Source organism: Gardnerella sp. c11Ua_71 (assembly GCF_055818025.1).
Genome location: NZ_JARFVR010000002.1, coordinates 189228 through 213693 on the forward strand (window position 1 = coordinate 189228; position 24466 = coordinate 213693).

Here is a 24466-nt window from a genome sequence, read left to right on the forward strand (position 1 = left end):
ATTTATCGCCTCACCTTCTGATTGATAACCACTTGAATATTATTATAAGAGTTTAAATCTGGATAATTGCTTGTTATTCCAGAATCTTTACAAAGATGGTCGATTACAACTTTTAACCCATTTTGAACGGTATGCCAATCGTGTCCAGATCCTTTAGAAATCATGGTTATAACGCTTATTCCAGACTTATGAGCCGCTATAGCAATATTAGACTGATTTACTTGCGATTTAGGATCCCAAGCTCCAGCTATAGAGTAATAATTTTGTTTTAAAGGAGCATTTTTTCTCATTATGTTTGCTGGAATATGCTTTTCGTATTTTTTGCGATCTCCATCAAAATAACGTTTTATTGTTTCATCGCGATTCTTGTATGTTGGCTCTAGTTCTCCGCCTGCAGAATACATGTTTCCAAATAGTTTAGGATAAGCTGGCACAATCTGAGTTGCGCAAGTTCCTCCTTGAGAAAATCCTCCCATTAGCCAAAGTGCTGGATTGTTGCTGGCTGGTAGATTTTTATGAATCCAATTAACAACATCTTTTGTCAAATAAGTTTGTGCTTTTCCATAAACCTTTGTATCCGCGCAAAGAGAATTGTGTGTTGCAGTACCGTTTTGATCTGGTGACACAACAATCGGAGCTAAACCATTATGATCCTTAGCATAAGCGTCTAAGGTGTTTACAATTTCGCTCGCAGCAAATAGCCTATTAGGGCTTCCTGGTTGACCAGAAAGAAGAACCATTACAGGCAGTTTTGGAGCGTATTTTGTTAAAGCTGCTGGTGGTAAGTAGACGTTTGCGGTGCGGGCACGGAAGTTAGATGTTGTTGCGGGAATTTTAACGGATCTACTTATTCCTTTGGATGGTATTTTTGGGAGCTTGTTTTGTGCTGCAAGTGAATTCCAATCAGCGATTTCCATAACCCCATTATGTTTATTATGCTCTTCAAGCTTCGGATAATTACCTAATCCAAATACTGATCCAATAGTTGTGTATTCGCCATAAATCATATTTACGCGAATCATTGTGGCTAAAATAAACAAAATAATTGAAAATATTGCAAAAGCTCTTCTATATCCTTTAGATATTATCGCAGCGCTTAAAGCAAATCCTACAGCCGCAAATCCTCCTGCAATAGAAAAAATCACAAGCCATCCTAGGCTTACTCCGAATACAAGAAAAACGTCTGAAATAAGCCAAGTTATAAATCCAAATATAATTGCGAATAATGATGCAGAACCTAATTGTGTTAAAAGAGATGGAAAATACTTTATTTTTTTAGATTTTGTTATTAAAAGGACAGCTAAGCATAATCCAGATATTGCGAATATACTTATAGGTAGTATGCCGTGCATTAGGTTAATTGTGGCAATAAACTTCATTCTTACTGTTCCTTAAAACCTCACTAGATTAGAGCTGTCAAAAAATACAGCCGTTGATAATATAATTCGTAATCCTTAAAATTTTCTATATTATGTCATCAATTATAATGATAAAAGATACAGAGTTTATTGCAATACGTCAAAAGTATGAATATACACAATTGTTTACTACAAGTTATGTTTATTTATGACGATGGCGATAATTAAAATGTATTTGTAACATAGATGCGTAAATGAGTTATGTATTAGTCATGTAATTAGAAGGGTGTGAAATTGCCATTAAGCAATTTTCTTACTATTTTTAAGCGTTTTAAGCTTGCGATTCCGCGATGGTTGTATGCGGTTCTGTTCGTTTTATTTGATGCAATAATGGTTATGATTGTGCAGCTTTCTGTTCAAAGGTCTGGACGAGTGGAAATGACCTCCTCGCTTTCGGCAAGCGCATGGAACATAATTTCAAAAATGTGGATTAGCTTAAATTTTGTATTCGTTTTGAATCTGCTTATAGTTGCTCTAATTTACGGAATTCTGTTGATGGTAATAAATCGTTTTTGGATTACTACACTTATTCTGATTACATTATCTGTAATAATTTCTGTAATCGAGTATATGAAGGTTAATGTTAGATACGAGACAATTCTTCCAGCGGACTTGAACTTTTTAAAGAGTAATACGGGGAATATCGCATCTTTTCTGCCAGATAATGCTATAGCCGTGATTGTCTGCTCCATAATTGCTGTACTTGTAGCTGTTATTGCTGCTATTTTTATGCATTTTGTAGATGTAAATCGCGGAAAAATCGTGTTTACTAAGGATTTTCGCATTTCTATTGTAATTAGAGTTGTTACATGCTTAGTGTGTTTTTTGGGTCTTGGATGGTATGTTTCTGGGGTTGGAACAGTTGGTTCTAGTGCTAACGGTTTTGCTAAGTTTATGGGCGATGCTCCTGCGATGTGGGATTCTGTTTATGATTCGCAAAGAAACGGTGCTTTAGTTGCTTTCTTAAGACAAGTGAATCCAAAAGTTATGGATAAACCAGCGGATTACAATGAATCCACTATGAAAGCTCTTCTAAAAAAATATGATACTGAAGCTAAGAAAATCAATGTTTCTCGCAAAAGCAAAATTTCAGACAATACTGTGGTTTATGTACTTTCGGAATCTTTCTCAAACCCAATGAGGGTTCCAGGATTGCAACTGAATAAGAATCCAATGCCATTTATAAGCTCTTTGAAAGAGAAAACAGATAGTGGTTTAATGCTTTCTTCTGGTTATGGTGGGGGAACAGCGAATCTCGAATATATGTCTCTTACGGGATTGAGCATGGTGAACTTCAATTCATCTCTTACAAGCCCGTATCAGCAGCTTGTTCCAAATTCTTCTTGGACTCCTACAATCAACAGATATTGGGGTAGTGAAGGAAATTCTGTAGCTTTTCATCCATATGAGCCAAGCATGTATTCTAGATCAATAAACTACAAGAAGTTCGGTTTTAGTAAGTTTTATGCTCTTGAAGGTCCTAATATTATTTCTCATAAAAAAATGTTGGATAAATCTCCTTATGTTTCAGATTCTTCAGCTTACGATAGCGCATTTGAGTCAATTTCTGCTAGTAAAAAGCCGCAGTTTGTGCAAGTAGTCACAATGCAAAATCATATGCCTTATAGAAATTGGTATAAGAATAATGATTTTGTTGCAAAAGCAAAAGATGGTTCACCTAATTTAGGACAATCGGAAACATCATCAATTGAAACATATGCTAAGGGTGTTAATTACACGGATCATGCTACGCAAAAGTTCTTAGAGAATCTTGATTCAATTGACAAGCCTGTTACTGTTGTGTTTTACGGCGATCATCTTCCTGGCGTATACAGTACGGCTAGTGCAGATCAAAATAATTCTCTAGATCTGCATTTAACTGACTACTTTATTTGGTCAAATAGAAAAGCTATTGAGACAAATAAGATTAAAAATATTCATAAAAATACTTATTCGTCTCCAAACTTCTTCATATCTCAAGTAGCATCTCATACTAATTCAAAGGTTTCGCCCTATATAGCTTTCCTTACTAGATTACACGATAAGGTTAGTGCTATGGAGCCTCCTGTAGTCAATAAGATTCAAGGTTGGGATAGGATTCCAGAAGGACAATCCATCTATCTGGATAATCATGGTAAGCCAATGATTGCTAATAATATGAATAAAGAAACTAAGCAATTATTGCATGATTACCGCTTGATTCAGTACGACATTACAGCTGGGAAACATTATCTTAAAAATACAAACTTTCTTGGTTTTTAAGATAATCAGATAGTCGGCTAATCCTCTACAAGTCTAGTGCTTTTGACGCAATGTCATGCCTAAAGAACATGTGAGGAAGATTAAGCTTATCTAATATGCTGTAGACGTTGTTTTGAGCGTCTTTTACGTCGTCTCCATGTACTTGCACAAGAGCTACTCTACCTGAAGAAGTAAGAAGTTTGCCGCTTTCTTCATCGCTTTTTACTCCTGCATAATACACGTGCTGACCTTGATTTTCGTCAACAGGAATTTGAGGAATAGGAGTTCCAGTAACTAAAGTGCCAGGGTAGCCTTCGCTTGCTAATACAACTCCAAGAGTTACGCCATTTTTAATCCAAGTAAATGTTGGTTCTTTGCCATGCAAAATGTTAAAAATAGCTTCACCAAAGTCGCTAGTAAGTCTTGGAAGAACAACTTCGGTTTCTGGGTCTCCAAAACGAGCATTAAACTCAATAACTTTAGGCCCTGAAGCTGTATCAATTAATCCAGCATAAAGTACACCGGTAAAAGGCGTGCCCTCTTTAGCTAGTCCTTCAACAGTTGGGCGCACAATCTCGTCAATAGCACGCTGAACTGTTTCGTCGCTAATTTGTGGAACAGGACTATAAGCTCCCATGCCGCCAGTATTTGGACCAGTGTCGCCGTCGTTAGCGCGTTTGTGGTCTTGAGAAATTGGCATAACCCAAAAATCAGTTCCGCTTACGAAACTCATAAGTGAAAACTCTTGACCTTGCAAAAATTCTTCAATAACAACTTTTGCTCCAGCTTGACCAAAACGATGATCGACGAAAATATCTTCCAAAGCATCAACTGCTGTTTGCTCATCCATAGCAACAGTAACGCCTTTTCCAGCAGCCAAACCGTCCGCTTTAATAACAATTGGAGCACCATGCTCAAGAACGTATGCGCGTGCAGGCTCCAAAGCGTCAAATGTTTTGTAGGAGGCAGTTGGAACGTTGTGACGAGCCATAAGCTTTTTTGCGAAATCTTTAGAGCCTTCAATTTGAGCTGCGGCTTTGTTTGGACCAAAAGCGGCAATTCCATGCGCTTCAAAATCGTCAACAATGCCATTCATAAGCGGAACTTCAGGACCAATGAACGCAAAATCGTAGTTATTGTCTTTAACGAACTTAATAAGAGCGTCATGATCTGATTGACTTATGTTTACAGTTTGAATTCCATCTGCTGCAATACCAGGATTTCCAGGAGCAACAGTTACTTCTTCAACGCTTTCTCCTTTAAGTAACGCGTGTGCAATAGCGTGTTCGCGAGCGCCAGAACCAACTACTAAAACTTTCATTTTTAATCCTTTATTGCTTTAAGATTTTGCTGTCTACTGTTTTGCGTTTTTTGCGGTTTACAACAACTCAACTGCAGCGTTTTCGCGCTTAGCCATTTTGCCAATAATATAAGCGGTTTCGTCATGCTCGTTTAGTATACGCATTGCCTCGTTTGCTTTGCTTTCATCAACTGACAAAACCATGCCAATTCCCATATTAAAAACGTTGAACATTTCAGCGTGAGTAACTTCTCCAGCTTTTTCAATAACGCCAAAAATAGGTGGAACGCTCCAGCTAGTGGTATCAATTTTTGCAGCCAAATCATCTGCATACATGCGAGGAACATTTTCAATAAATCCGCCGCCTGTAATATGAGCAACTCCCTTAATAAGATGCTCAGCAAAAAGTGGCTTCAAAGCTTTTACGTAGATTCGAGTAGGTTCAAGAAGAACTTCGCCAAGCGTTTTGCCGCCAAGCTCATCTAACTTGGTGTCAACGCTAAAACCTGCTTCTTCAAACAAAGCTTTGCGAACAAGAGAGAATCCATTTGAATGAACTCCTGAAGAAGGAAGTCCTATAAGCACGTCGCCTTCGCAAATAGCAGAGCCGTCAACAATATTCGAACGTTCTGCAACGCCTACTGCAAAACCTGCAAGATCGTACTCGTCTTCGTCATACATTCCAGGCATTTCAGCAGTTTCGCCGCCAATTAAACCTGCTTCTGATTGCACGCAACCATCTGCAACGCCTGCAACTACCTGCTCAAGTATTTCAGGATTGTTTTTCCCACACGCAATGTAATCGAGGAAGAAAAGCGGCTCGGCACCTTGAGCTGCAATATCGTTTACGCACATTGCAACGCAATCAATGCCAATAGTGTTATGCTTATTCATCATTTTTGCAATCACAAGCTTGGTTCCAACGCCATCCGTACCAGAAATCAGCACTGGCTCTTTGTAACCAAGAGATGCCAAATCAAATAAGCCGCCAAATCCGCCGATGCCACCTACAACGCCTGGGCGCTTCGTGCGATTCACATGCGATTTAATACGACGTACTACTTCGTATCCTGCTTCTACGCTTACGCCAGCCTCTTCATATGCGTGTGGCATATTGATTCCTTTCATAACTATGTTATAAGTATTTTCTTAAATTTTATTTATAAATTGCGATAAACAATTAAAATATTAAGTTATATAAGATTTTCGTGTGAATATTTGCTGTGCTTTCTCACTTCTTGCAAATGTTCGCGTTCTTCAGGAGTAAGTGAAGCCAAGAATTCTTCGCCGTAATCGTCTAGTGCAGTAGGGTAGTCGCCATTAAAGTAAGCAACACACAAACCGCCATAAGGCGCTGGCTTTTTTAATCCAATCGACTCTACTAATCCATCTAAAGACAAAAATGCTAAAGAATCAGCATCAATATACTCGCGTATTTCTTCGACTGAATGTTTTGCTGCAATAAGTTCCTTTGTGGTTTGAATATCAATACCGTAGAAGCAAGGATATTTAAGAGGAGGAGAAGAAATACGCATATGTACCTCTTTAGCTCCAGCTTCTCGTAGCAATTGCACAATGCGCTTAGAGGTAGTTCCGCGAACAATTGAATCGTCAATAACGATAACGCGTTTTCCTGCAACCACGCCACGAACAGCAGAAAGTTTCATACGAACGCCTTGCTCGCGTAATTCTTGTGTTGGTTGAATAAAAGTGCGTGCAACGTACTGGTTTTTAATCAATCCCATTTCATTTGGAATTCCGCTTGTTTCAGCGTATCCTGCAGCAGCAGAAAGTGAAGAATTAGGTACTCCAATAACCATGTCTGCGTCAACAGGAGATTCTTTAGCCAAACGCGCACCCATACGCTTTCGCACAGAATGAACATTAATACCGTAAATATTAGAATCTGGGCGAGCGAAATAAATAAATTCCATTGAGCATACTGCATGTTGTACGTGCTTTGTATATTGCTCAATAGTGTAGCCATCGTCATCAATAACAATTATTTCGCCAGGCTCAATATCGCGAATAAACTCTGCTCTAACAATATCTAATGCGCAAGTTTCGGATGCGAGTACATAAGCTCCATTGCTCATTCTTCCTAAAGAAAGAGGTCTAAAACCATTCGGGTCTGTTACGCCAATAAGCTCCTTTTCAGTTAGAAGCAAATAGGCAAAACCACCATGAACTATTTGCAAAGCATCTTTAAGCTTATTCATAAAAGAAGTTTTATTTGATCTTCTAATAAGATGCATTAACACTTCAGTATCCGAATTCGAGTGGAAGATTGCTCCCTCATCTTCAAGTTTATTCCTAAGAGTTGTGCAATTAGTAAGATTGCCATTATGTCCTAAAGCAACATCTCCATCATGGAAGCAAAAAAGAAAAGGCTGAATGTTTTCAACACTTCCCGAACCAGCAGTAGCATAACGAACGTGCCCAATTGCGCTGTTTCCAGTAAGTTTCTTCATAATGTCTTCGTTTGCAAAAACCTGAGTTAAAAGACCTAGGTTTCTGTAACCTTTAAGATGACCATTATCGTTTGATACGATTCCAGCGCCTTCTTGACCTCGGTGTTGCAGTGCATGTAATCCAAAATATGTTAATCTAGCAGCATCTGAATGACCCCAAACGCCAAAAACGCCACATTCTTCATGAATGTCTTCGAGCTCTGCAGACATCAAACACCCCCTGTTGTTGTAGATTCTTAATCAAGATTTTCCTATAAACTTGCTACAAAAATCACATTATGCAGTGAAATATTCGACTCCAGCGCTAAAAATGTTTTGTGTTCTAAAATCTGGAATATTCACGTACAAACCGTTTCCGCTGCGTTCGCAATGTCCCATTTTTCCAAACACTCTGCCATCTGGGCTAGTGATTCCTTCTACAGCCATAAGTGAACCGTTCGGATTCACTTTAAGATTCATGCTTGGAACGCCATTGCTGTCAACGTATTGTGTTGCGATTTGGCCGTTTTGTATAAGAGTATCCATAACTTCTGGCAATGCTACGAATCGACCTTCTCCATGAGATATTGCAACACTATGAACATCGCCAACTTTGCAATTTGAAAGCCATGGAGAAAGATTAGAAGCAACGCGAGTTCTAACAATCTTGCTTTGATGCCTTCCAATAGTGTTAAACGTTAAAGTCGGGCATTCTGAATCCATTGGAACAATATCTCCAAACGGGACAAGACCTAGTTTAATAAGAGCTTGGAAACCATTGCAAATACCAAGCATTAAGCCATCGCGATTATTGAGCAAATCGCGAACAGCGTCACTAACAGCAGGATTCCTAAAGAAAGATGCTATGAACTTGGCTGAACCGTCTGGTTCATCACCTCCAGAGAATCCGCCTGGAATCATAACAATTTGGCTTTTATTAATCTCATCAACAAGATCTTTTGCAGATTGAGCAATATCATCAGCGCTTAAATTATTGATTATAAGCGTTTTGCATTCTGCTCCAGCTTTTTCAAACGCTGCTTGAGTGTCGTATTCGCAATTGTTTCCAGGGAAAACTGGAATGATTACGCGTGGGTGACTAATCGGAGTTTTTCTATGAGAACGCATGTGGTTATGAGAATACTTCAGTTCACTAGAGTTTATAGCAGGAACTGAGTCTCCCTTCTCTCGATACGGGAATATATCTTCTAAAGTATTTTCCCAATCTTCTTGCAAACTAGCTAAATTAAGTTTCTCGTTTTCTACGCAAAACTCGAACTCATTACAAGTTTCGCCTACTACATCTACGCTTACAAGATCTGAATCTGCATACGTAAGTTCAGAATCATCTTTAAGTTCCACATAGAACGACCCATATGCTGGCTTAAACAAATCATTCTTGCTAATCGCATTATTAAGCTTTAACCCAATATGATTTCCCAAAGTCATCTTAAATAAGATTTCCGCACTAGCACCAAATCCAGGAGTGCTAACGGAAAGCGCATGTTTATTTGAGGTAAGATTTTCCACAATCCTAATCGCCTCTAAGAAGCTTTGAGATTTAGGCGTGATTCCATCTTCCTTATATTTAGGCAATATTCTTAAAATTCTACTATTGGCTTTTTTGAATTCTGGCGAAACAACGTTTCTCGCGTCTCCTGTAGAAACAGCAAAAGAAATAAGTGTTGGTGGAACATCAAGATTTTCAAAGCTTCCGCTCATAGAATCTTTGCCGCCAATAGCGCCTACACCAAAGTCAATTTGTGCGCTTAAAGCTCCAAGAATAGCTGCCATTGGTTTTCCCCAACGTTCTGGAACATTATGAGGCTTTCCAAAATATTCTTGCAAACTTAAATAAGCATTTTCTATAGTAAAACCGCTGGCTGTGAGCTTTGCCAAAGATTCAACAACAGCTAAATAAGCTCCAGTAAATTGATTCTTTTCCATAATATATGGGTTAAAGCCCCATGACATTGCAGAAGCGGTGTTCGTTTCTCCAAAAACTGGCAATTTTGCAACCATTGCTTGTGCAGGAGTAAGCTGACGTCTGCCTCCAAAAGGCATAAGAACTGTTGCAGCTCCAATAGTGGAGTCGAACATTTCACTAAGACCTTTGTTTGAGCAAATATTTATGTTGGAAACAAGATTTTTCATGCGCTCGCCAAAAGATTTATTAGCGTATTCGCCACTTATATCTTGCCATTTCGAAGTATAGTTTTCGCCACTTTCAACGTGAATATTTTGCTCTTTTGGAGCTCCATTAGAAGCTAGGAATTCACGGCTTAAATCCACAATTGTTTTTCCTCGCCAAGTCATTTTCATTCGTGCTTCTTCTGTGACGATGGCTACAATTTGTGCTTCCAAATTTTCCTGACGTGCGTATGACAAAAATTCGTCGGCATCGCTTGCTGCAACATCAACAGCCATTCGCTCTTGAGATTCAGAAATCGCAAGCTCTGTGCCATCAAGACCTTCATATTTTTTAGAGACTTTATCTAAATCAATAATCAAGCCATCTGCAATTTCACCCGTTGCAACGCTTACGCCGCCAGCGCCAAAGTCGTTGCAACGCTTAATAAGTCTGCATGCATCTTTGCGGCGGAAAAGTCGTTGTAACTTGCGTTCAATAGGAGCATTTCCTTTTTGAACTTCTGCTCCGCATTCCTCAATGCTATCAGTGTCTTGCGCTTTAGAAGCACCAGTTGCTCCACCAATTCCGTCTCTTCCAGTTCGTCCACCTAGAAGAATAATCACGTCTCCTGGCTCAGGTGTTTCTCTTCGAACATGGTCTGCTGGGGTTGCGGCTACAACCGCACCCACTTCCATTCGTTTTGCAACGTATCCTGGGTGGTAAATCTCGTGTACTTCGCCTGTTGCAAGTCCAATTTGATTTCCGTAAGAAGAGTAGCCTGCAGCTGCAGACGTTACGATTTTTCTTTGAGGCAATTTTCCTTCAAGAGTTTGGGCTATTGGCGTTCTAGGATCTGCAGCACCAGTTACTCGCATTGCCTGATATACGTAAGATCTTCCCGAAAGAGGGTCGCGAATGCATCCGCCAATGCATGTTGCAGCACCACCAAAAGGCTCGATTTCTGTAGGATGATTATGTGTTTCGTTTTTAAACAAAAACAGCCAATCTTCATCGTGCCCGTTTACGTCAACTTTGATTTTTACTGTACAAGCGTTGATTTCTTCGGATTCGTCTAGATTCTTAAGAATCCCATTATGCTTCAAATACTTTGCACCAATAGTTGCCATATCCATAAGGCAAATCGGCTTATTTGTGCGATTAAGTTCTTCTCGCATTTCAAGATAACGATTAAATGCGGCTTGTACCTGCTCATCGTCTATTTTTATGTTTGTAAGGTGCGTGCCAAAAGTTGTATGACGGCAATGATCAGACCAATATGTGTCTATTACTTTGATTTCTGTAATAGTTGGATTGCGATTTTCGTTTTTAAAATAGTTCTGGCAGAATTTTGCGTCTTCCAAGTCCATTGCGAGCGCGCGATCTTCTATGAACTTTTTTAAACCTTGTTCGTCTAAATCGTTGAATCCGTTGATAACTTCCACATTTGCTGGAATAACTGTTTCTGTTTGCAAAGTATTGACTTTATCTAAAGATGCTTCGCGCGCTTCAACTGGATTAATTATGTAGTGTTTAATTGCGTCCAAATCTTTTTTAGATAAATCACCTTTAAAAGCCAAGATTTGCGCGGTTCTTACCCTTGGTCGCTCTCCTTGGCTTATAAGCTGTATGCATTCACTTGCAGATTCTGCTCGCTGATCAAATTGTCCTGGAAGAAATTCCATAGCAAAAACATGTTCGCTTGTGCTTATGGGCAGATAATCATAGGTGTTATCGACTGGTGGTTCGCTAAAAACTGTTTTGATAGCAGTGTTGAATAGATCTTCTGATATTCCTTCAACATCATACCTGTTTATTATGCGCGTTGATTTTAAAGAATCTATTCCTAGAATTTCTTTAAGCTCGTGATTAAGATGCTGTGCCTTAACATCGAAACCAGATTGCTTTTCAACATAAACGCGAAATACCACGGTAAACCTGCCTTGTAATTGTACGTTTTGGCTATTTTGGTTGTTTTGTTTTTTCAGTTTTCTTTTTCAATTTTGTTTAGTTTTGCTTTAAGAACGCGCGTGGCTCGCACCTCGAAAGATGCGAGCCACATTAAAAATCATTCTTCAACATAATTATTTGGATTTATTTCGTCGAAGTTTACGCCTTCGCTTTGAGCAAGAGATTTAAGCCTTGAGAATATCTCCTCGTAGGCTGGAATTATATCTCCTAAATCTCGTCTGAATAAATCTTTATCTAAGTGGCTTACTTCAGAATTATTTGTATTGCGCTTATCCCAAAGTCTGCAAGTATCTGGCGTTATTTCGTCAGCAAGCAGAATGTTTCCCTTAGAGTCAACGCCTTCTTCAATCTTGAAGTCAACAAGCTGTACGTCAATCTTAGAGAAAACATCAAGCAATGCATTATTAACAGCATGAGCTTGGCGAGTAATTTCTGCCATCTCTTCATCGGTTGCTAATCCAAGAGCTACAACGCCTTCAGGATTAATAAATGGATCGCCAAGTTCGTCGGATTTAACGCAGAATTCCAATAATGGTTTCTTTAAAGGAGTGCCTTCTTTTACAGCATAACGTTTTGCAAAAGAACCAGCAGCAGTATTTCGCATTATTATTTCTAATGGGAACATTTTCATGCGTTTTACAAGTTGCTCAGTGCTAGAAATGCGCCCTAGGAAGTGGCTTTTCACGCCACGCGCCTCAAGAAGATGGAATAGTAAAGAAGTTATTTGATTGTTTAAGCTGCCTTTGCCAGCAATTTGAGCTTTTTTAAGACCGTTGCCAGCTGTTGCCTGATTCATGTATTCCACCCACAACACATTATTGTTATCAGTGGCATACAATTTCTTTGCTTTGCCCTCATACAACTTGTCAAGTTTTTCCATTGACGTGCCTCTCTTGTTGCATCTATGGCTGTAGGCGAAAACCAACATTGTTTGAAGGTTTATCCAACCTTGTCAGCACGTTCAGACTAACAATTGTTACCTACAATTTTTTTAGATTATTTTTTATTCTTTTAATGTCTTAAACCAGTAAAAACCTTGATTTTTCGATGTTTTAAGACGGTAGTTCTACAGTGTGTAATTCGCTAGCAATGCGTGTCGCGCAAGATTTTGCATCACGCACGCTGTTTGATACTGTCAAAATAACACCTAAGCGTCTTGAGCCGTGAACTTCTGGCTTTCCAAAGATGCGTATATCACATCTTGCGCAATCTTCAGTGTTTAATGATTTTGCTACATTCGCAAATCCAATTTTTCCATTACCTTCTACAACAAGTGCATGGCTTAAAGCGACTTCATTATTTTTTAAACAAAGAGCAGTGTGCTTTTGAGTAATAGGAACACCCAAAATCGCTAAAACATGCAGAGCAAACTCGCTGTAATACTGTGAAATCATTGTAACCATACCAGTATCGTGCGGACGAGGGGATAGTTCGTTGAAAAGTAAATCACCGTTTTTAAGAACAAAGAGTTCAACTCCATAAACGCCCCAACCAGTTTCTCCGTTTTCTCTTGCTATTTGAGATAGACCTTCAACGGCTCGTTTAGCAATATTTTGAGCGTTGATTCGAACGTTTTCTGGTATATTTGCTGGTTGCCATGATTGCCTGTAATCGCCATTTTTTTGAAATTGTGCAATGGGTTCGCATGTTGTTATTCCAGCGCTAGAGCTTACAGTTAGTACTGTTAGCTCGTAGTCTAATGGTGCTAAAGCTTCAACAATTACGCGAGATATATCAGCGTTTTGTGCGTTCTGATTCTTATGCTTAGATCTTCTTCCATTTTGTGCTTCTACCCAAGCATTTTGTAGATTTTCAAGATTTTTTACTATTGATTGACCGTGACCAGATGAGCTCATAATTGGTTTTACGACGCATGGATATCCTACGATTTTTGCTCCTTTTTCTAATTCTTCATAGTTAGAAGCAAATCGATATGGTGTTGTTGGCAATCCTAGTTTTTCGTGTGAAATTTTTCGCAAAGCTTCGCGGTCCATAGCAATTGCAGTAATATCAGAGCTTGGAACAACTTGAATTTTCTTACTCTTTACAACATTTTTTAGTATTTGAGTTGATATTGCTTCAATTTCAGGAATTATTATGTCTGGGTTTATATCGTTTATTAAGTCTTGCAACTCTTGAGAGTCGCTCATATCTATAACGCGATTTTCTTGAGCTACTTGCATTGCTGGAGCGTTCGCATAGCTATCTGCCGCGCATACTCTTATGCCAAGCCTGATAAGTTCTATAGCAATCTCTTTGCCAAGTTCTCCAGAGCCAAGAAGAAGAACTTTTGTTGTATGTAACTTTGAATCAAAAATACCAAAAATTCGCTCGTTTGTAACGCTTTCATTTAATTCATTATTTGAATCTGATTTTTGCGAAAAACTCATAACTATATTCTTACATTACGCAATGTCGAATTGTCGTGCGACGCGCCGAATGAAGATTGACTAGCATAAATTTAAAAAATCGTGTATAGTATTCCTCTGTTGTGCGATTCCCGAAGGGTTTCGCGCCATAATGGTGGCTATAGCTCAGTTGGTAGAGCATCTGATTGTGGTTCAGAAGGTCGCGCGTTCAAGCCGCGTTAGCCACCCCATTTTTTCGGCTGGTTTCAGCCGAATTTTTTTTTTATGCTAGATTATTTTTTTTACTTTGAGTATCATTCTTTTTGCAATTAGATTTTTTAATTTATCAGTACACGTTTATGCCCGTATATTAGTACACGTTGGGGTAGAATAATGTGGATTGCATAATTTGTTATGTTTCATAAATTTATGTTTAAGGAGCTTATATATGGCAGGTAGGGGCGGTAAGTCATCAAAGTCGTCATCAAATGTATCTTATGATGAACCTTTTTGGGAATCCGCGCTGCTTTTTGTTCCGCGACTTGTTGGTAAAGTAGTACGTTCGCTTTTTGGTGTGGGAGAATACGACGAAGCATACCGCAGAGATGGATTGTGCTTTGTAATGATTATTATTGCTATTCTTTTCTGCGCATCGGAATGGTTTAGAGTTAGTGGTTTTATAGGCGTTGCTTTTCACTTCGCAGCATCTGCAGTTTTTGGAGTTATGAGCATTGTTTTACCAGTTTGGTTATTTGCTGTAGCAATTAGACTAATGAGAAATAGTGGATCAAAATCAGGTAACCCACGTGTTATAGGTGGTTTTGTTCTTATTTTGTGGTCTATATGTTCTATTTTAGATATTTTATTTGCTAGTAAAAATCAACATTTTCACATAGAAGATTTGCAAAAATCTGGTGGATTATTAGGTTTTTCTCTTGGTTCTCCTTTAGCTTGGGGATTATCTAGGACTTTTGCTCTAGTGATTTTTGTTATTATCGCAATTTTTTCGTTTTTGATGATTTTAAAATTGCATGTTACAGACATAACGCAGTTTATATTTTCTGCTTTTTCTAAAGATAGTAAAGATAGTAAAGACGATAATTCTGAGGAAGATTCATACGATAATGATTCTAAGGATGATGATAAAACACTTGAATTTGCTGATGGAGTGCCAACTCATGATGATTCTGACAAATCTGAAAAGTCTCGCAGATCTTTGCATAATTCGTTAATTTCTAAATTATGGAATTCACTATTTGGAACTAAGAAAAAAGATAGTAATAATGAGCTTTTAGATGAGTATGCTGGAGATGATGCTTTTCTCTGTGCATCTTCAAAAGATGGCGGTAGTAATTTCGAATCAAATAATGCTGATCGCACGAATATTCATGATGGTGATCTTAATAATCAATCGCAAGGTTATGAGAATACGGTTGATAAATCACATAATCGTGAGTCTCCTAGGTCTGTATCTTCAAGTGGTTCTTCTGCGAATTCTAATTCTTGGAAAACATCTCCAGAATTATATATTGATGAATTCCCTAAGGCTCCTATAAGCACCAGCGAGCAATATTCTTCTGATCCTTGGGGAAATATGCCTGCTCAGCAATTAGATAAATATAGGTCATCGCAAGAAAATAATAGTGATAGCGCTGCTGGCAAAGATATATACGATTCAAATCATAGTGATTCTAATGTTTATGAAGATGAACCTTATATGCTGCCGGATTTGAACATACTTGTTCATGGAAAGCCTCATGCAACAAGAACACCAGCGAATGATCGTGTGATTCGAGCTTTAACTTCTACCTTTGAACAATTTGAGGTAGATGCGAAGGTTATTGGCTTCTTAAGAGGTCCTTCTGTAACTCAATATGAAGTTGAGTTAGGATCTGGAGTAAAAGTAGAGAAGGTAACGAATCTTCAAAAGAATATTGCGTATGCTGTAGCAAGTACTGATGTGCGTATTCTCTCTCCAATTCCGGGCAAGTCTGCAATTGGTATTGAGATTCCGAATGTAGATAGAGAGATTGTAAATCTGGGAGATGTTCTTAGGTCTGATAAAGCGCGCCAAGATCCAAACCCTATGCTTACAGGTGTTGGTAAGGATGTTGAGGGTCATTTCGTAACGGCAGCTCTCGATAAAATGCCGCATTTGCTTGTTGCAGGTGCTACAGGATCTGGTAAGTCGAGTTTTATTAACTCGATGCTCACTTCTATTATCATGCGAGCAACACCTGAACAGGTTCGTATGATTTTGGTAGATCCTAAGAGAGTAGAGCTTTCTGCATACGCTGGCATTCCGCATTTGCTCACACCGATTATTACGGATCCTAAGAAGGCTGCGCAGGCTCTCGAGTGGGTTGTTAAAGAGATGGATGCGCGCTACGACGACTTGCAATTCTTCGGCTTCCGCCATGTTAAAGATTTCAACAAGGCTGTGCGTGAAGGAAAAGTTCATGCTCCGGCTGGTTCTAATCGAAAAGTTGCTCCATACCCGTATTTGCTTGTGGTTGTAGACGAGATGGCTGATTTGATGATGGTTGCTAAGAACGATGTGGAAAGTTCTATTCAGCGTATTACTCAGCTTGCTCGAGCTGCAGGAGTGCATTTGGTTCTTGCTACTCAGCGCCCATCTGTTGACGTTGTAACAGGTTTGATTAAAGCAAATATTCCTTCTCGCTTGGCTTTTGCTACTTCATCTGCAACTGATTCCAGGGTTATTCTCGATACAGTTGGTGCAGAAACTTTGATTGGTCAAGGTGACGCTTTGTTCCTTCCAATGGGTGCTGCTAAGCCTCAGCGTGTGCAGGGCTCGTGGGTGAGTGAATCTGAAATCCGCAGGGCTGTGGAGTATGTTCGCACTCAGCGCAAGCCAAAGTATCGTGAAGATATTGAACAAATGGCTCAAAAAGCGGATGCTCAAGCTCAAAGCAAGCTTAAAACTAGCGATATTGGCGACGATATGGATGAGCTGCTTCAGGCTGCAGAGCTTGTAGTAGGCGCTCAGTTTGGATCAACTTCGATGCTTCAAAGAAAATTGCGTGTTGGCTTTTCTAAAGCTGGTAGGTTAATGGATTTGCTTGAGTCGCGTGGCGTTGTTGGTCCATCCGAAGGATCTAAGGCACGTGAGGTTCTTGTGCAACCTCAAGATTTGCCTAAAGTTTTAGCATTTATTCGCGGTGAAAGTGATTCTTTGTAAAAGTTGAATTAAGTTTTGCGTTTGCTATACCATATTTGTGTAGCTTTATGGAGGTATTTATAGATGTTGAAAAACAGTAAGTCTAAATTACTTGAAGGTTGGGATTATGCTCCTAATGTAGTGACATACATAAGGATTATTCTTTCCATTCTATTTATAATCTTATATTTGGTTGCAGGTCCTTGGGGTTATACTTCTACTGCGATACGTTGGTCAGTGTTTGTTTTGTTTGTAATTGCAGCTTCTACAGATAAATTAGATGGTTGGATGGCTAGAAAATACAATCAGGTAACTGAGCTTGGTAAATTACTAGATCCTATAGCAGATAAGCTTCTTATGCTTTCCGCGCTTATTATTGCGTCAGCTTTTGGAGAACTATATTGGTGGATTACTGCTTTGTTTGTTATTCGTGAAATTGGCATAACTATTTTACGATTCTATGTTATAAATAAGGGCGGTAAAGTGATTGCAGCATCTTCTGCTGGAAAGTTTAAGACACTTTCTCAGTCAATTGGTATTGCAATGCTTCTCGTTCCTATTGTTCCTATTTTCTGCGCAAATGATATTCCACTTTGGGTGATTTGCTATTACTCCATTGCTTACGGTTTGATTGGAATTGCAATAGGTTTTGCTACTTACTCTGGTATTCTTTATGTGAACGACGCTTTGAAGCATTGATATAGATATGTGTAGTGACTCTGTTAGTGTTTTAGCTAGTGAGATTCTTGATTTTTGCGATGCACATTCTTTGCATATCGCATGTGCTGAGTCTCTGACTGGGGGTCTTCTTTCAGATTCGTTTGTAAAGATTCCTGGCGCTTCTAGAGTTTTTCTTGGATCTGCTGTTACTTACGATATTCGTGAAAAATCTAAGATACTTGGTGTGGATTGCGATTTATTAAAATCGTGTGGTGCTGTAGATGCGCGAGTAGCAAAGCAAATGGCGTTTGGTGCAGCAAGATTATACAGTGGATCTGGTTGGTGTTATAAGCGTTTTGAGCAACAAAAAGATGTTGACAATCCTGATTTTCCTATTATTGGATTGTCAACTACTGGTGTTGCTGGACCTGGCTCTGATGCTGGTAAGCCAGCTGGGTTGGCGTATATTGGTGTTTTTGTTCCAACTGTTACAGATAAATCTTGCTATTCGCTTGACTCTGATGCGATTTTTTGCAAGTTTAATAGAATAAAAAATTGCGTTTTTGATTGTAAGTGTGGGAAAATTAGTAATTTCTCCTTGGAGAAATGTGATTTTTATTCTTGTGATTTAGGATTGTTGATTTCTGTTCAATTAGATATTTCTGGTAATCGTGAAGAAGTTCGAAACGGTGTCGTTTATGCGTTAATAAAAATTCTGCATTCCATAATTTTTGAAGATTGGATTTTTGATGCGCGAGCGTGAATTCTGGGAGCTTCTTGAAGAGGTATTTGGCAGGGAGTTTGGCAGGAGTATCGCAAAAGATCAGGAGCTGCAAAAACTTAATGGTATGAGTGCTCGTGAGGCGATTGATGCTGGAGTAGAGCCAAGAATTGTCTGGAATGTTTTATGTGATCACATGAATATTCCTGATAGTAAGAGGTGGGGTAAAGATCATAATGCTCCACCAATGCCTGCAAAATAGATATTTTCGTTGGAATTTCAAGTCAACACACTTGTCGAACAAATGTTCGTTTATGGTGTATAATGTCAATTGTTGGGCTTCTTGCAGCGTGATAAGTGCCTATTGTGTTATTGAGTAAAACCTTTAACCACATTGCTCTAAAACGCTTGCATAGTCATTATGTATTGCATTAACGTCAATCAATACATCGGCATGCGAAAGGAGTAGCAGATATGGCACAACAAGCAAAAAAAGGTGCAGTGGATCGTCTTATTGATGCCGACAAGGCAGATCCTCGTAGAAAAGCAGCGTTGGAAACAGCTCTTGCCAATGTTGAAAAACAATATGGTAAAGGTTCCGCAATGCGATTGGGTGATAAGCCACTACAAGACGTGGAGGTTATCCCTACTGGCTCAATAGCTCTAGATATGGCTCTAGGGATTGGTGGCGTTCCTCGTGGGCGTATTGTGGAAGTTTATGGTCCTGAATCTTCTGGTAAAACAACATTAGCTTTGCATATTGTTGCTAATGCTCAAAAGAATGGTGGTATTGCTGCATTTATTGATGCTGAGCATGCTTTAGATCCAGTTTATGCGCGTAAATTGGGTGTTGACACAGATTCTCTTATTGTTTCTCAGCCAGATAATGGTGAACAAGCATTAGAGATTGCCGACATGCTAATTCGTTCTGGTGCTTTAGATGTTATAGTAGTTGATTCTGTAGCAGCTCTTGTTCCAAAAGCGGAAATTGATGGAGACATGGGAGATAGCCATGTTGGTTTACAAGCGCGCTTAATGAGCCAAGCTTTAAGAAAAATGACTGGTGCATTGTCTCAAGCTGGAACGACAGCAATATTTATTAATCAGCTTCGTGAAAAAATTGGTGTATTCTTCGGTAATCCAGAAACAACTACTGGTGGTAAAGCTCTTAAATTCTATTCATCTGTTCGAATGGATATTAGACGAGTTTCTACTATCAAAAATGGTGAAGAGGCTGTTGGAAATCGTACTAAGGTAAAGATTGTAAAGAATAAAATGGCTCCGCCTTTTAAAACAGCAGAGTTTGATGTTCTTTACGGAGAAGGAATATCAACTGAAGGTTCTGTAATCGATATGGCTGTACAGTGCGATGTTATTAAAAAATCTGGTTCTTGGTTCACTTACGAAGGTGAACAACTTGGGCAAGGTAGGGAGAACGTTCGCCAATTCCTTAAAGATAATCCTGCTATTACAGAAGAGATTAGCGATAAAGTAAAAGTAGCGTTTGGGCTAATGAAGCCAGAAGATCAATTCGTTGAGGTAGAAGATGAAGATGACAATTCTCAGTCAGTATCATCTTCAAGTGCTGATAGTAAAACAAACACTTCAAAAGGCAGTGATGTCAAATAAAACTATATTAAATAAAATTATTAAAACAAAGTTGAGTTTAGCTGATTCACATCATATTGGCTGAGATTCAGTGAAAAGAATAGAAGATGATTAGTGTAGAGAGTTTTCTTCGCAATCATAAACCTGTTGATTCTTATTATTCTGCAGAAAATGAGTGTGAAAAAGCAGAAGAATCTGAAGTTAATGGTTGTGATTTAACAACAGTTGGCGTTAGTGATGCTTATGATACGTCATTTGATAGCTTAGATAATAATCATGAAGATTATTGTGAAGAAAACTCTTCTTACGCTTTTAAGAAGTATAATTCATTTAATAGTAGAAAAGCTGCTAAAAAAGTAGATGCCAAAAAAGCCTCTGATTTCGACGATTGTAGAGAATCTGCTTTACGAATGCTAGATTATTCAGCTAGATCTTCCGATGATTTAAAGAATAGGCTCATAAATAAGGGTTACAAAGAGAATATTGTTGAATCCGTAATAATTCGTTTGGAAGAATTACATTTGGTTGACGATGAACAATATGCTAGATCCGTTATACGCTCATGTGTATCTAGATTGTTGGGAGAACGTGCGACTCGCCTTGAGCTACAAAAAAAGGGCGTTTCTTCCACTGTGGTCTGTTCAACATTGCAAGAAGCTAGAGAAGACGGTGTTTTTGAAGAAGCTGCATGGGAATTAGGCAGAAAGTTATCGTTAAAACTTAAAAGCCTAGACGATAATGTAAAAAGACGTAGATTCTTTTCTGCAGGAGCTAGAAAAGGTCATGATTTAAACACACTAAACGAAGTATATTATGCTTTGTTTAAGTCTTAAACCAAAATCTTTAGTAAATTTCGTTAGCGCACTTAAGAACATAATCTGGCATATCTTCGATGTTAATAACATCGTTGAATCTAGCTGTTTTATTTTTAAGTTCGCTAAGCATTTTAGGAGCGTTTGTAGAAGTTTTGCTTTCTAACAAATCCATGCAAGCAAAATCATCTAATCCTTCAATATTTAGGCCTAAAGATTCGCAAACAACCCTAGGGAACTTATACGGGCTTGCTGTGCTCAAAAGAACACGCGGAACATTAGAATCATGAGGAATATGATTCATAACAAAGTATCCGCAAGCAGTATGTGGATCAATAACATAATTATGCTTATTCCAGCATTCTTGTATGGAATCGCGAATTTGATCCTCGTTTGCCCATCCGCAACCAAAAAGTTTCCTAATTTTAGAAAGAACATTATCTGGTATTTCAAAGGCGCCCCATTGTTGTAAATCATTCATAAGCATTTGCAACAGTCGTGTATCTTTATCGCACATGTAGTAAAGCATGCGTTCTAAATTAGAAGAAACAAGAATATCCATAGACGGTGCAATTGTTTGGTTAAATGGTCGAATCTTGTTATATGTTCCACTGACCAAAAAGTCAAACAAAACATTGTTGCTGTTGCTCGCTACGATTAAGTGTTTTACAGGAAGACCAAGAATTTTCGCGTAATATCCAGCAAGAATATTTCCAAAATTGCCAGTAGGGACACAAAATTCCACTTCATTACCAAGTTCAATAACGCCTTGTTCAACAAGCTTAGAATAAGCGTAGAAGTAGTAAACAACTTGAGGAATAAGTCTTCCAATATTAATCGAATTAGCAGAAGAAAGCAGTGCGTGATTATTGTTTTCAACCGTTTCATTAATTGAATTGTTAGTAAATATTTGTTTAACGCCGCTTTGCGCATCGTCAAAATTTCCTCTAACAGCGCATACTTTTACGTTATTTCCACTTTGAGTTGTCATTTGCAATTCTTGAATTTTACTTACTTTACCTTCTGGGTAAAAAGTGACCATAGAAGTGCCTTCAATATCCGCAAACCCAGCTAGCGCAGCTTTTCCTGTATCTCCCGAAGTGGCGGTAAGAATCATAACATTTTTATTAGAATCAGATACATTTTTTGTGTGACTAATGAATTGCGGCAAAATCTGCAAAGCAACATCTTTAAAAGCACATGTAGGACCGTGGAAAAGCTCTAGAACAAAATCATTATTATTTCCAAGAGTCTTTAGAGGAGTAATTTCACTATCTTCCCACTGACTTCCATAAGCATTTTCAACGCACTCATCAAGCTCGCTAGACGTAAAATCTGGAAGGAGAATTTGAAGAACGTCTTTAGCAATCTGTTTATAAGTTTTCCCAGAAAGATTAGAAATATCGTAACGAGTTTCACCAAGGCAATCCGTAACAAACAAGCCACCATCATCTGCTATTCCTCTACGAATAGCTTGCTTCGATGTATAGGTTTTAGAGTTTGACCTAGTGCTGTGAAACATAACTGTATTCGTAGTGTTTTCTGCCATGATTCCTCCATTCGTGCTAATTGGTATACATGTTACCTGAAGAGGTGGAGCCTAAGTACTGCTATTGCTAATATGTTCAATATGATTAATCTTGATACAAAGTTAGATGAAACGCATAGTAATGCACAAAACAATATGTCTAAAGATTATGGGGACTCTATAGATTCTATTGTTTTTTCTAGATCGGATGCTTCGCGAATAGCACAGCGTGAATTTGCTAAAGCTAATACCAATTTTAAAAATAATCTTCTAAATGCTATTGCTGATTCTATTGAAAATAATGCAGAATTTATTGAAGAAGCAAATAAGCAAGACTTAGAAAAAGCTCAAAAAAATGGTATGGATGCTGGAAAACTAGACAGACTTAAATTTGATGAAGAAAGAATATTCCAATCTGCAAAAAGTATTAGAAAAATAGCGCAATTACAAGATCCTGTTGGAGAAGTTGTTCGTGGATACACGCTAGAAAATGGTCTTAGGCTTTCTCAAGTAAGAGTGCCAATAGGCGTAATGGGAATTATTTACGAAGCTAGACCAAATGTGACTGTTGACGTTGCATCTTTGTGCATAAAATCTTCAAATGCTGTAATTTTAAGAGGCGGTAGTGCAGCTGAGCGCACGAACTATGCGACAATTTCTGTAATCAAGCAAGTATTAAAAGATTTTGGTGTAAGTGGAAATCTTATAGAATCTGTTGATGATCTTGGAAGAAGTGGAGCAACGTCAATGATGCATGCTCATGGTCATATTGATGTTCTTGTTCCTAGAGGAAGTGCAAATCTAATCGCTGCAGTTGTTAAAGAGTCAACAGTTCCAGTTATAGAAACTGGAGCTGGAAATGTTCATATTTACGTGGATAAAACAGCAGATTTTGAAAAAGCGATACAAATTATTGTAAATGCAAAAACTCAAAGAGTTGGAGTTTGTAATGCTGCAGAAAAATTGCTTGTAAATAAAGATATTGCCAAAGATTTTCTGCCAAGAATTGCAAGCGAATTAGCTAAACATAATGTTTTGATTCATGCTGATGAAAAATCCTACAATATTCTATTCGATTCAAATATCAATGGTTTGCAGTTAGAACATGCAAATGATGATGATTGGAATCGTGAATATTTGTCTTTGCAAATAGGAGTAAAGATTGTAAAAGATGTTGAGGATGCTGCGAATCATATTACAAAGTATTCAACGGGGCATACTGAGACGATTATTGCTGAAGATTATTTAACAATCAATAATTTTGTGTCATCTGTAGACTCAGCTGTTGTTATGGTAAATGCTTCAACAAGATTTACGGATGGCGGCGAATTTGGTTTTGGAGCTGAGCTTGGCATTTCCACTCAAAAATTACATGCCAGGGGTCCGATGGGTTTGAGAGAAATGACAACCACAAAGTGGATTGGTTATGGAGATGGTCAAATAAGAGCTTGATGTTATAAATTGTGACAGATAATAAGGTATTAAGAGTAAGGTTATGAGTATGCCAAATACACAGGAATCAACTAAATCAGATATTGTATACGCGAAAAGCGAATCATATGGTGTGTCTGATTTCAATGTTTTAGATGCTTTAGATATTTCCGCTGAGCGTTTATCCATAGTTCGCTATGTGTTTTTAGTGCAAATTGAAGATGGTATTGCGTCTGCATCTCAAAGATCTTCTCTTGAATATGCTGATGCAATATTAATGGGTTGGCCAGATAGGGATAATCGTACTGTTTTCAAGCCTCAGGATAATGCTGCTTTAGATGAGATTAATAAGAATTTGAGAAAAATGGAAGATAATATATCTCAATTCAGTAATCTTGAGCGTTGCGGTGAAGTAGATAATATGGCAGATATTCTTATTAAGATTACAGAATCTGTTGCAAAGATTAGAAGTATTTTCCAGCCTGATTTTCCTCTTCCAACATTTGAGGAGATTAAACGGGTTGTTCAAGATGAGTGGAATGAGGAAATGGGCAATATTAATCCTGATAAGGCGAACGTTGCCTCTAGCGTTATCGGTGAAGCTAAGGCAGATGATGCTGCTGATTTGCTTGATGGTGCAAAATAATCATGATGCTTGATTTTGTGTAT

17 protein-coding genes and 1 tRNA gene are annotated in these 24466 nt (G+C 38.4%); 10 read left to right on the plus strand and 8 right to left on the minus strand.

The features are described from left to right. Nucleotides 1-2: 2 nt before the first annotated feature. Nucleotides 3-1379 (minus strand): alpha/beta hydrolase-fold protein, encoded by a 1377-nt coding sequence (locus P0106_RS02300; protein ID WP_013399614.1) that lies wholly within the window; start codon nucleotides 1377-1379, stop codon nucleotides 3-5. Nucleotides 1380-1646: 267 nt separating this feature from the next. Here P0106_RS02300 and P0106_RS02305 point away from each other — a divergent pair, with 267 nt between their 5' ends. After that, on the plus strand, nucleotides 1647-3680 hold the full coding sequence (locus P0106_RS02305; protein WP_415698067.1) for an LTA synthase family protein: 2034 nt from the start codon (nucleotides 1647-1649) through the stop codon (nucleotides 3678-3680). A 25-nt stretch (nucleotides 3681-3705) separates the two neighbouring features. On the opposite strand, the gene purD is transcribed toward P0106_RS02305, so the two are convergent. The 6 genes from purD to purT all read right to left on the minus strand — a co-directional run bounded on the left by purD (nucleotide 3706) and on the right by purT (nucleotide 13898). Beyond that, a complete protein-coding gene (purD, locus tag P0106_RS02310; protein ID WP_009994285.1) occupies nucleotides 3706-4980 on the minus strand; it encodes a phosphoribosylamine--glycine ligase in 1275 nt (424 codons plus the stop codon). A 57-nt stretch (nucleotides 4981-5037) separates the two neighbouring features. Continuing rightward, nucleotides 5038-6072, minus strand: a complete 1035-nt coding sequence (gene purM, locus P0106_RS02315; RefSeq protein ID WP_180947069.1) for a phosphoribosylformylglycinamidine cyclo-ligase — start codon at nucleotides 6070-6072, stop codon at nucleotides 5038-5040. A gap of 80 nt (nucleotides 6073-6152) precedes the next feature. Then, entirely contained in the window at nucleotides 6153-7640 is a 1488-nt protein-coding gene (gene purF / locus P0106_RS02320; RefSeq protein ID WP_473730386.1) for an amidophosphoribosyltransferase, read from the minus strand. Between the two features lie 66 nt (nucleotides 7641-7706). Continuing rightward, entirely contained in the window at nucleotides 7707-11468 is a 3762-nt protein-coding gene (locus P0106_RS02325) for a phosphoribosylformylglycinamidine synthase (protein WP_416451175.1), read from the minus strand. A gap of 137 nt (nucleotides 11469-11605) precedes the next feature. Continuing rightward, the gene (gene purC, locus P0106_RS02330) at nucleotides 11606-12388 is read right to left on the minus strand and encodes a phosphoribosylaminoimidazolesuccinocarboxamide synthase (protein WP_004113609.1); all 783 of its coding nucleotides are present in this window, start codon (nucleotides 12386-12388) and stop codon (nucleotides 11606-11608) included. Nucleotides 12389-12560: 172 nt separating this feature from the next. Then, complete coding sequence (gene purT, locus P0106_RS02335; protein ID WP_473730387.1) at nucleotides 12561-13898, minus strand: formate-dependent phosphoribosylglycinamide formyltransferase; 1338 nt, start codon at nucleotides 13896-13898, stop codon at nucleotides 12561-12563. A 133-nt stretch (nucleotides 13899-14031) separates the two neighbouring features. Between purT and P0106_RS02340 the strand changes: the two genes are divergently transcribed. The 7 genes from P0106_RS02340 (at nucleotide 14032) to P0106_RS02370 (ending at nucleotide 20859) form a co-directional block, all read left to right on the plus strand. Continuing rightward, nucleotides 14032-14107 (plus strand) — tRNA-His (locus P0106_RS02340). 197 nt (nucleotides 14108-14304) lie between these two features. Then, entirely contained in the window at nucleotides 14305-17058 is a 2754-nt protein-coding gene (locus P0106_RS02345; RefSeq protein ID WP_473730388.1) for an FtsK/SpoIIIE family DNA translocase, read from the plus strand. Nucleotides 17059-17121: 63 nt separating this feature from the next. Beyond that, nucleotides 17122-17736 (plus strand): CDP-diacylglycerol--glycerol-3-phosphate 3-phosphatidyltransferase, encoded by a 615-nt coding sequence (gene pgsA / locus P0106_RS02350; RefSeq protein WP_004113615.1) that lies wholly within the window; start codon nucleotides 17122-17124, stop codon nucleotides 17734-17736. A gap of 7 nt (nucleotides 17737-17743) precedes the next feature. After that, on the plus strand, nucleotides 17744-18460 hold the full coding sequence (locus P0106_RS02355; protein ID WP_009994272.1) for a CinA family protein: 717 nt from the start codon (nucleotides 17744-17746) through the stop codon (nucleotides 18458-18460). Beyond that, complete coding sequence (locus P0106_RS02360) at nucleotides 18447-18680, plus strand: DUF3046 domain-containing protein (RefSeq protein WP_004113620.1); 234 nt, start codon at nucleotides 18447-18449, stop codon at nucleotides 18678-18680. Before P0106_RS02355 ends, P0106_RS02360 begins: the two co-directional genes overlap by 14 nt. A gap of 212 nt (nucleotides 18681-18892) precedes the next feature. Next, a complete protein-coding gene (gene recA / locus P0106_RS02365) occupies nucleotides 18893-20047 on the plus strand; it encodes a recombinase RecA (protein WP_004113623.1) in 1155 nt (384 codons plus the stop codon). Nucleotides 20048-20133: 86 nt separating this feature from the next. Beyond that, nucleotides 20134-20859 carry a regulatory protein RecX gene (locus P0106_RS02370; protein ID WP_004115019.1) on the plus strand — a complete coding sequence of 242 codons (726 nt, stop codon included), beginning with the start codon at nucleotides 20134-20136 and terminating at the stop codon, nucleotides 20857-20859. 10 nt (nucleotides 20860-20869) lie between these two features. Here P0106_RS02370 and thrC read toward each other — a convergent pair whose 3' ends face one another. Further along, nucleotides 20870-22387, minus strand: coding sequence for a threonine synthase (gene thrC, locus P0106_RS02375; protein WP_174142850.1), 1518 nt, complete (start codon nucleotides 22385-22387; stop codon nucleotides 20870-20872). A gap of 72 nt (nucleotides 22388-22459) precedes the next feature. Here thrC and P0106_RS02380 point away from each other — a divergent pair, with 72 nt between their 5' ends. Both P0106_RS02380 and P0106_RS02385 read left to right on the plus strand, forming a co-directional pair. After that, the gene (locus tag P0106_RS02380) at nucleotides 22460-23818 is read left to right on the plus strand and encodes a glutamate-5-semialdehyde dehydrogenase (protein WP_080575253.1); all 1359 of its coding nucleotides are present in this window, start codon (nucleotides 22460-22462) and stop codon (nucleotides 23816-23818) included. Nucleotides 23819-23867: 49 nt separating this feature from the next. Continuing rightward, entirely contained in the window at nucleotides 23868-24443 is a 576-nt protein-coding gene (locus P0106_RS02385) for a hypothetical protein (RefSeq protein WP_020760379.1), read from the plus strand. Nucleotides 24444-24466: the final 23 nt, after the last annotated feature.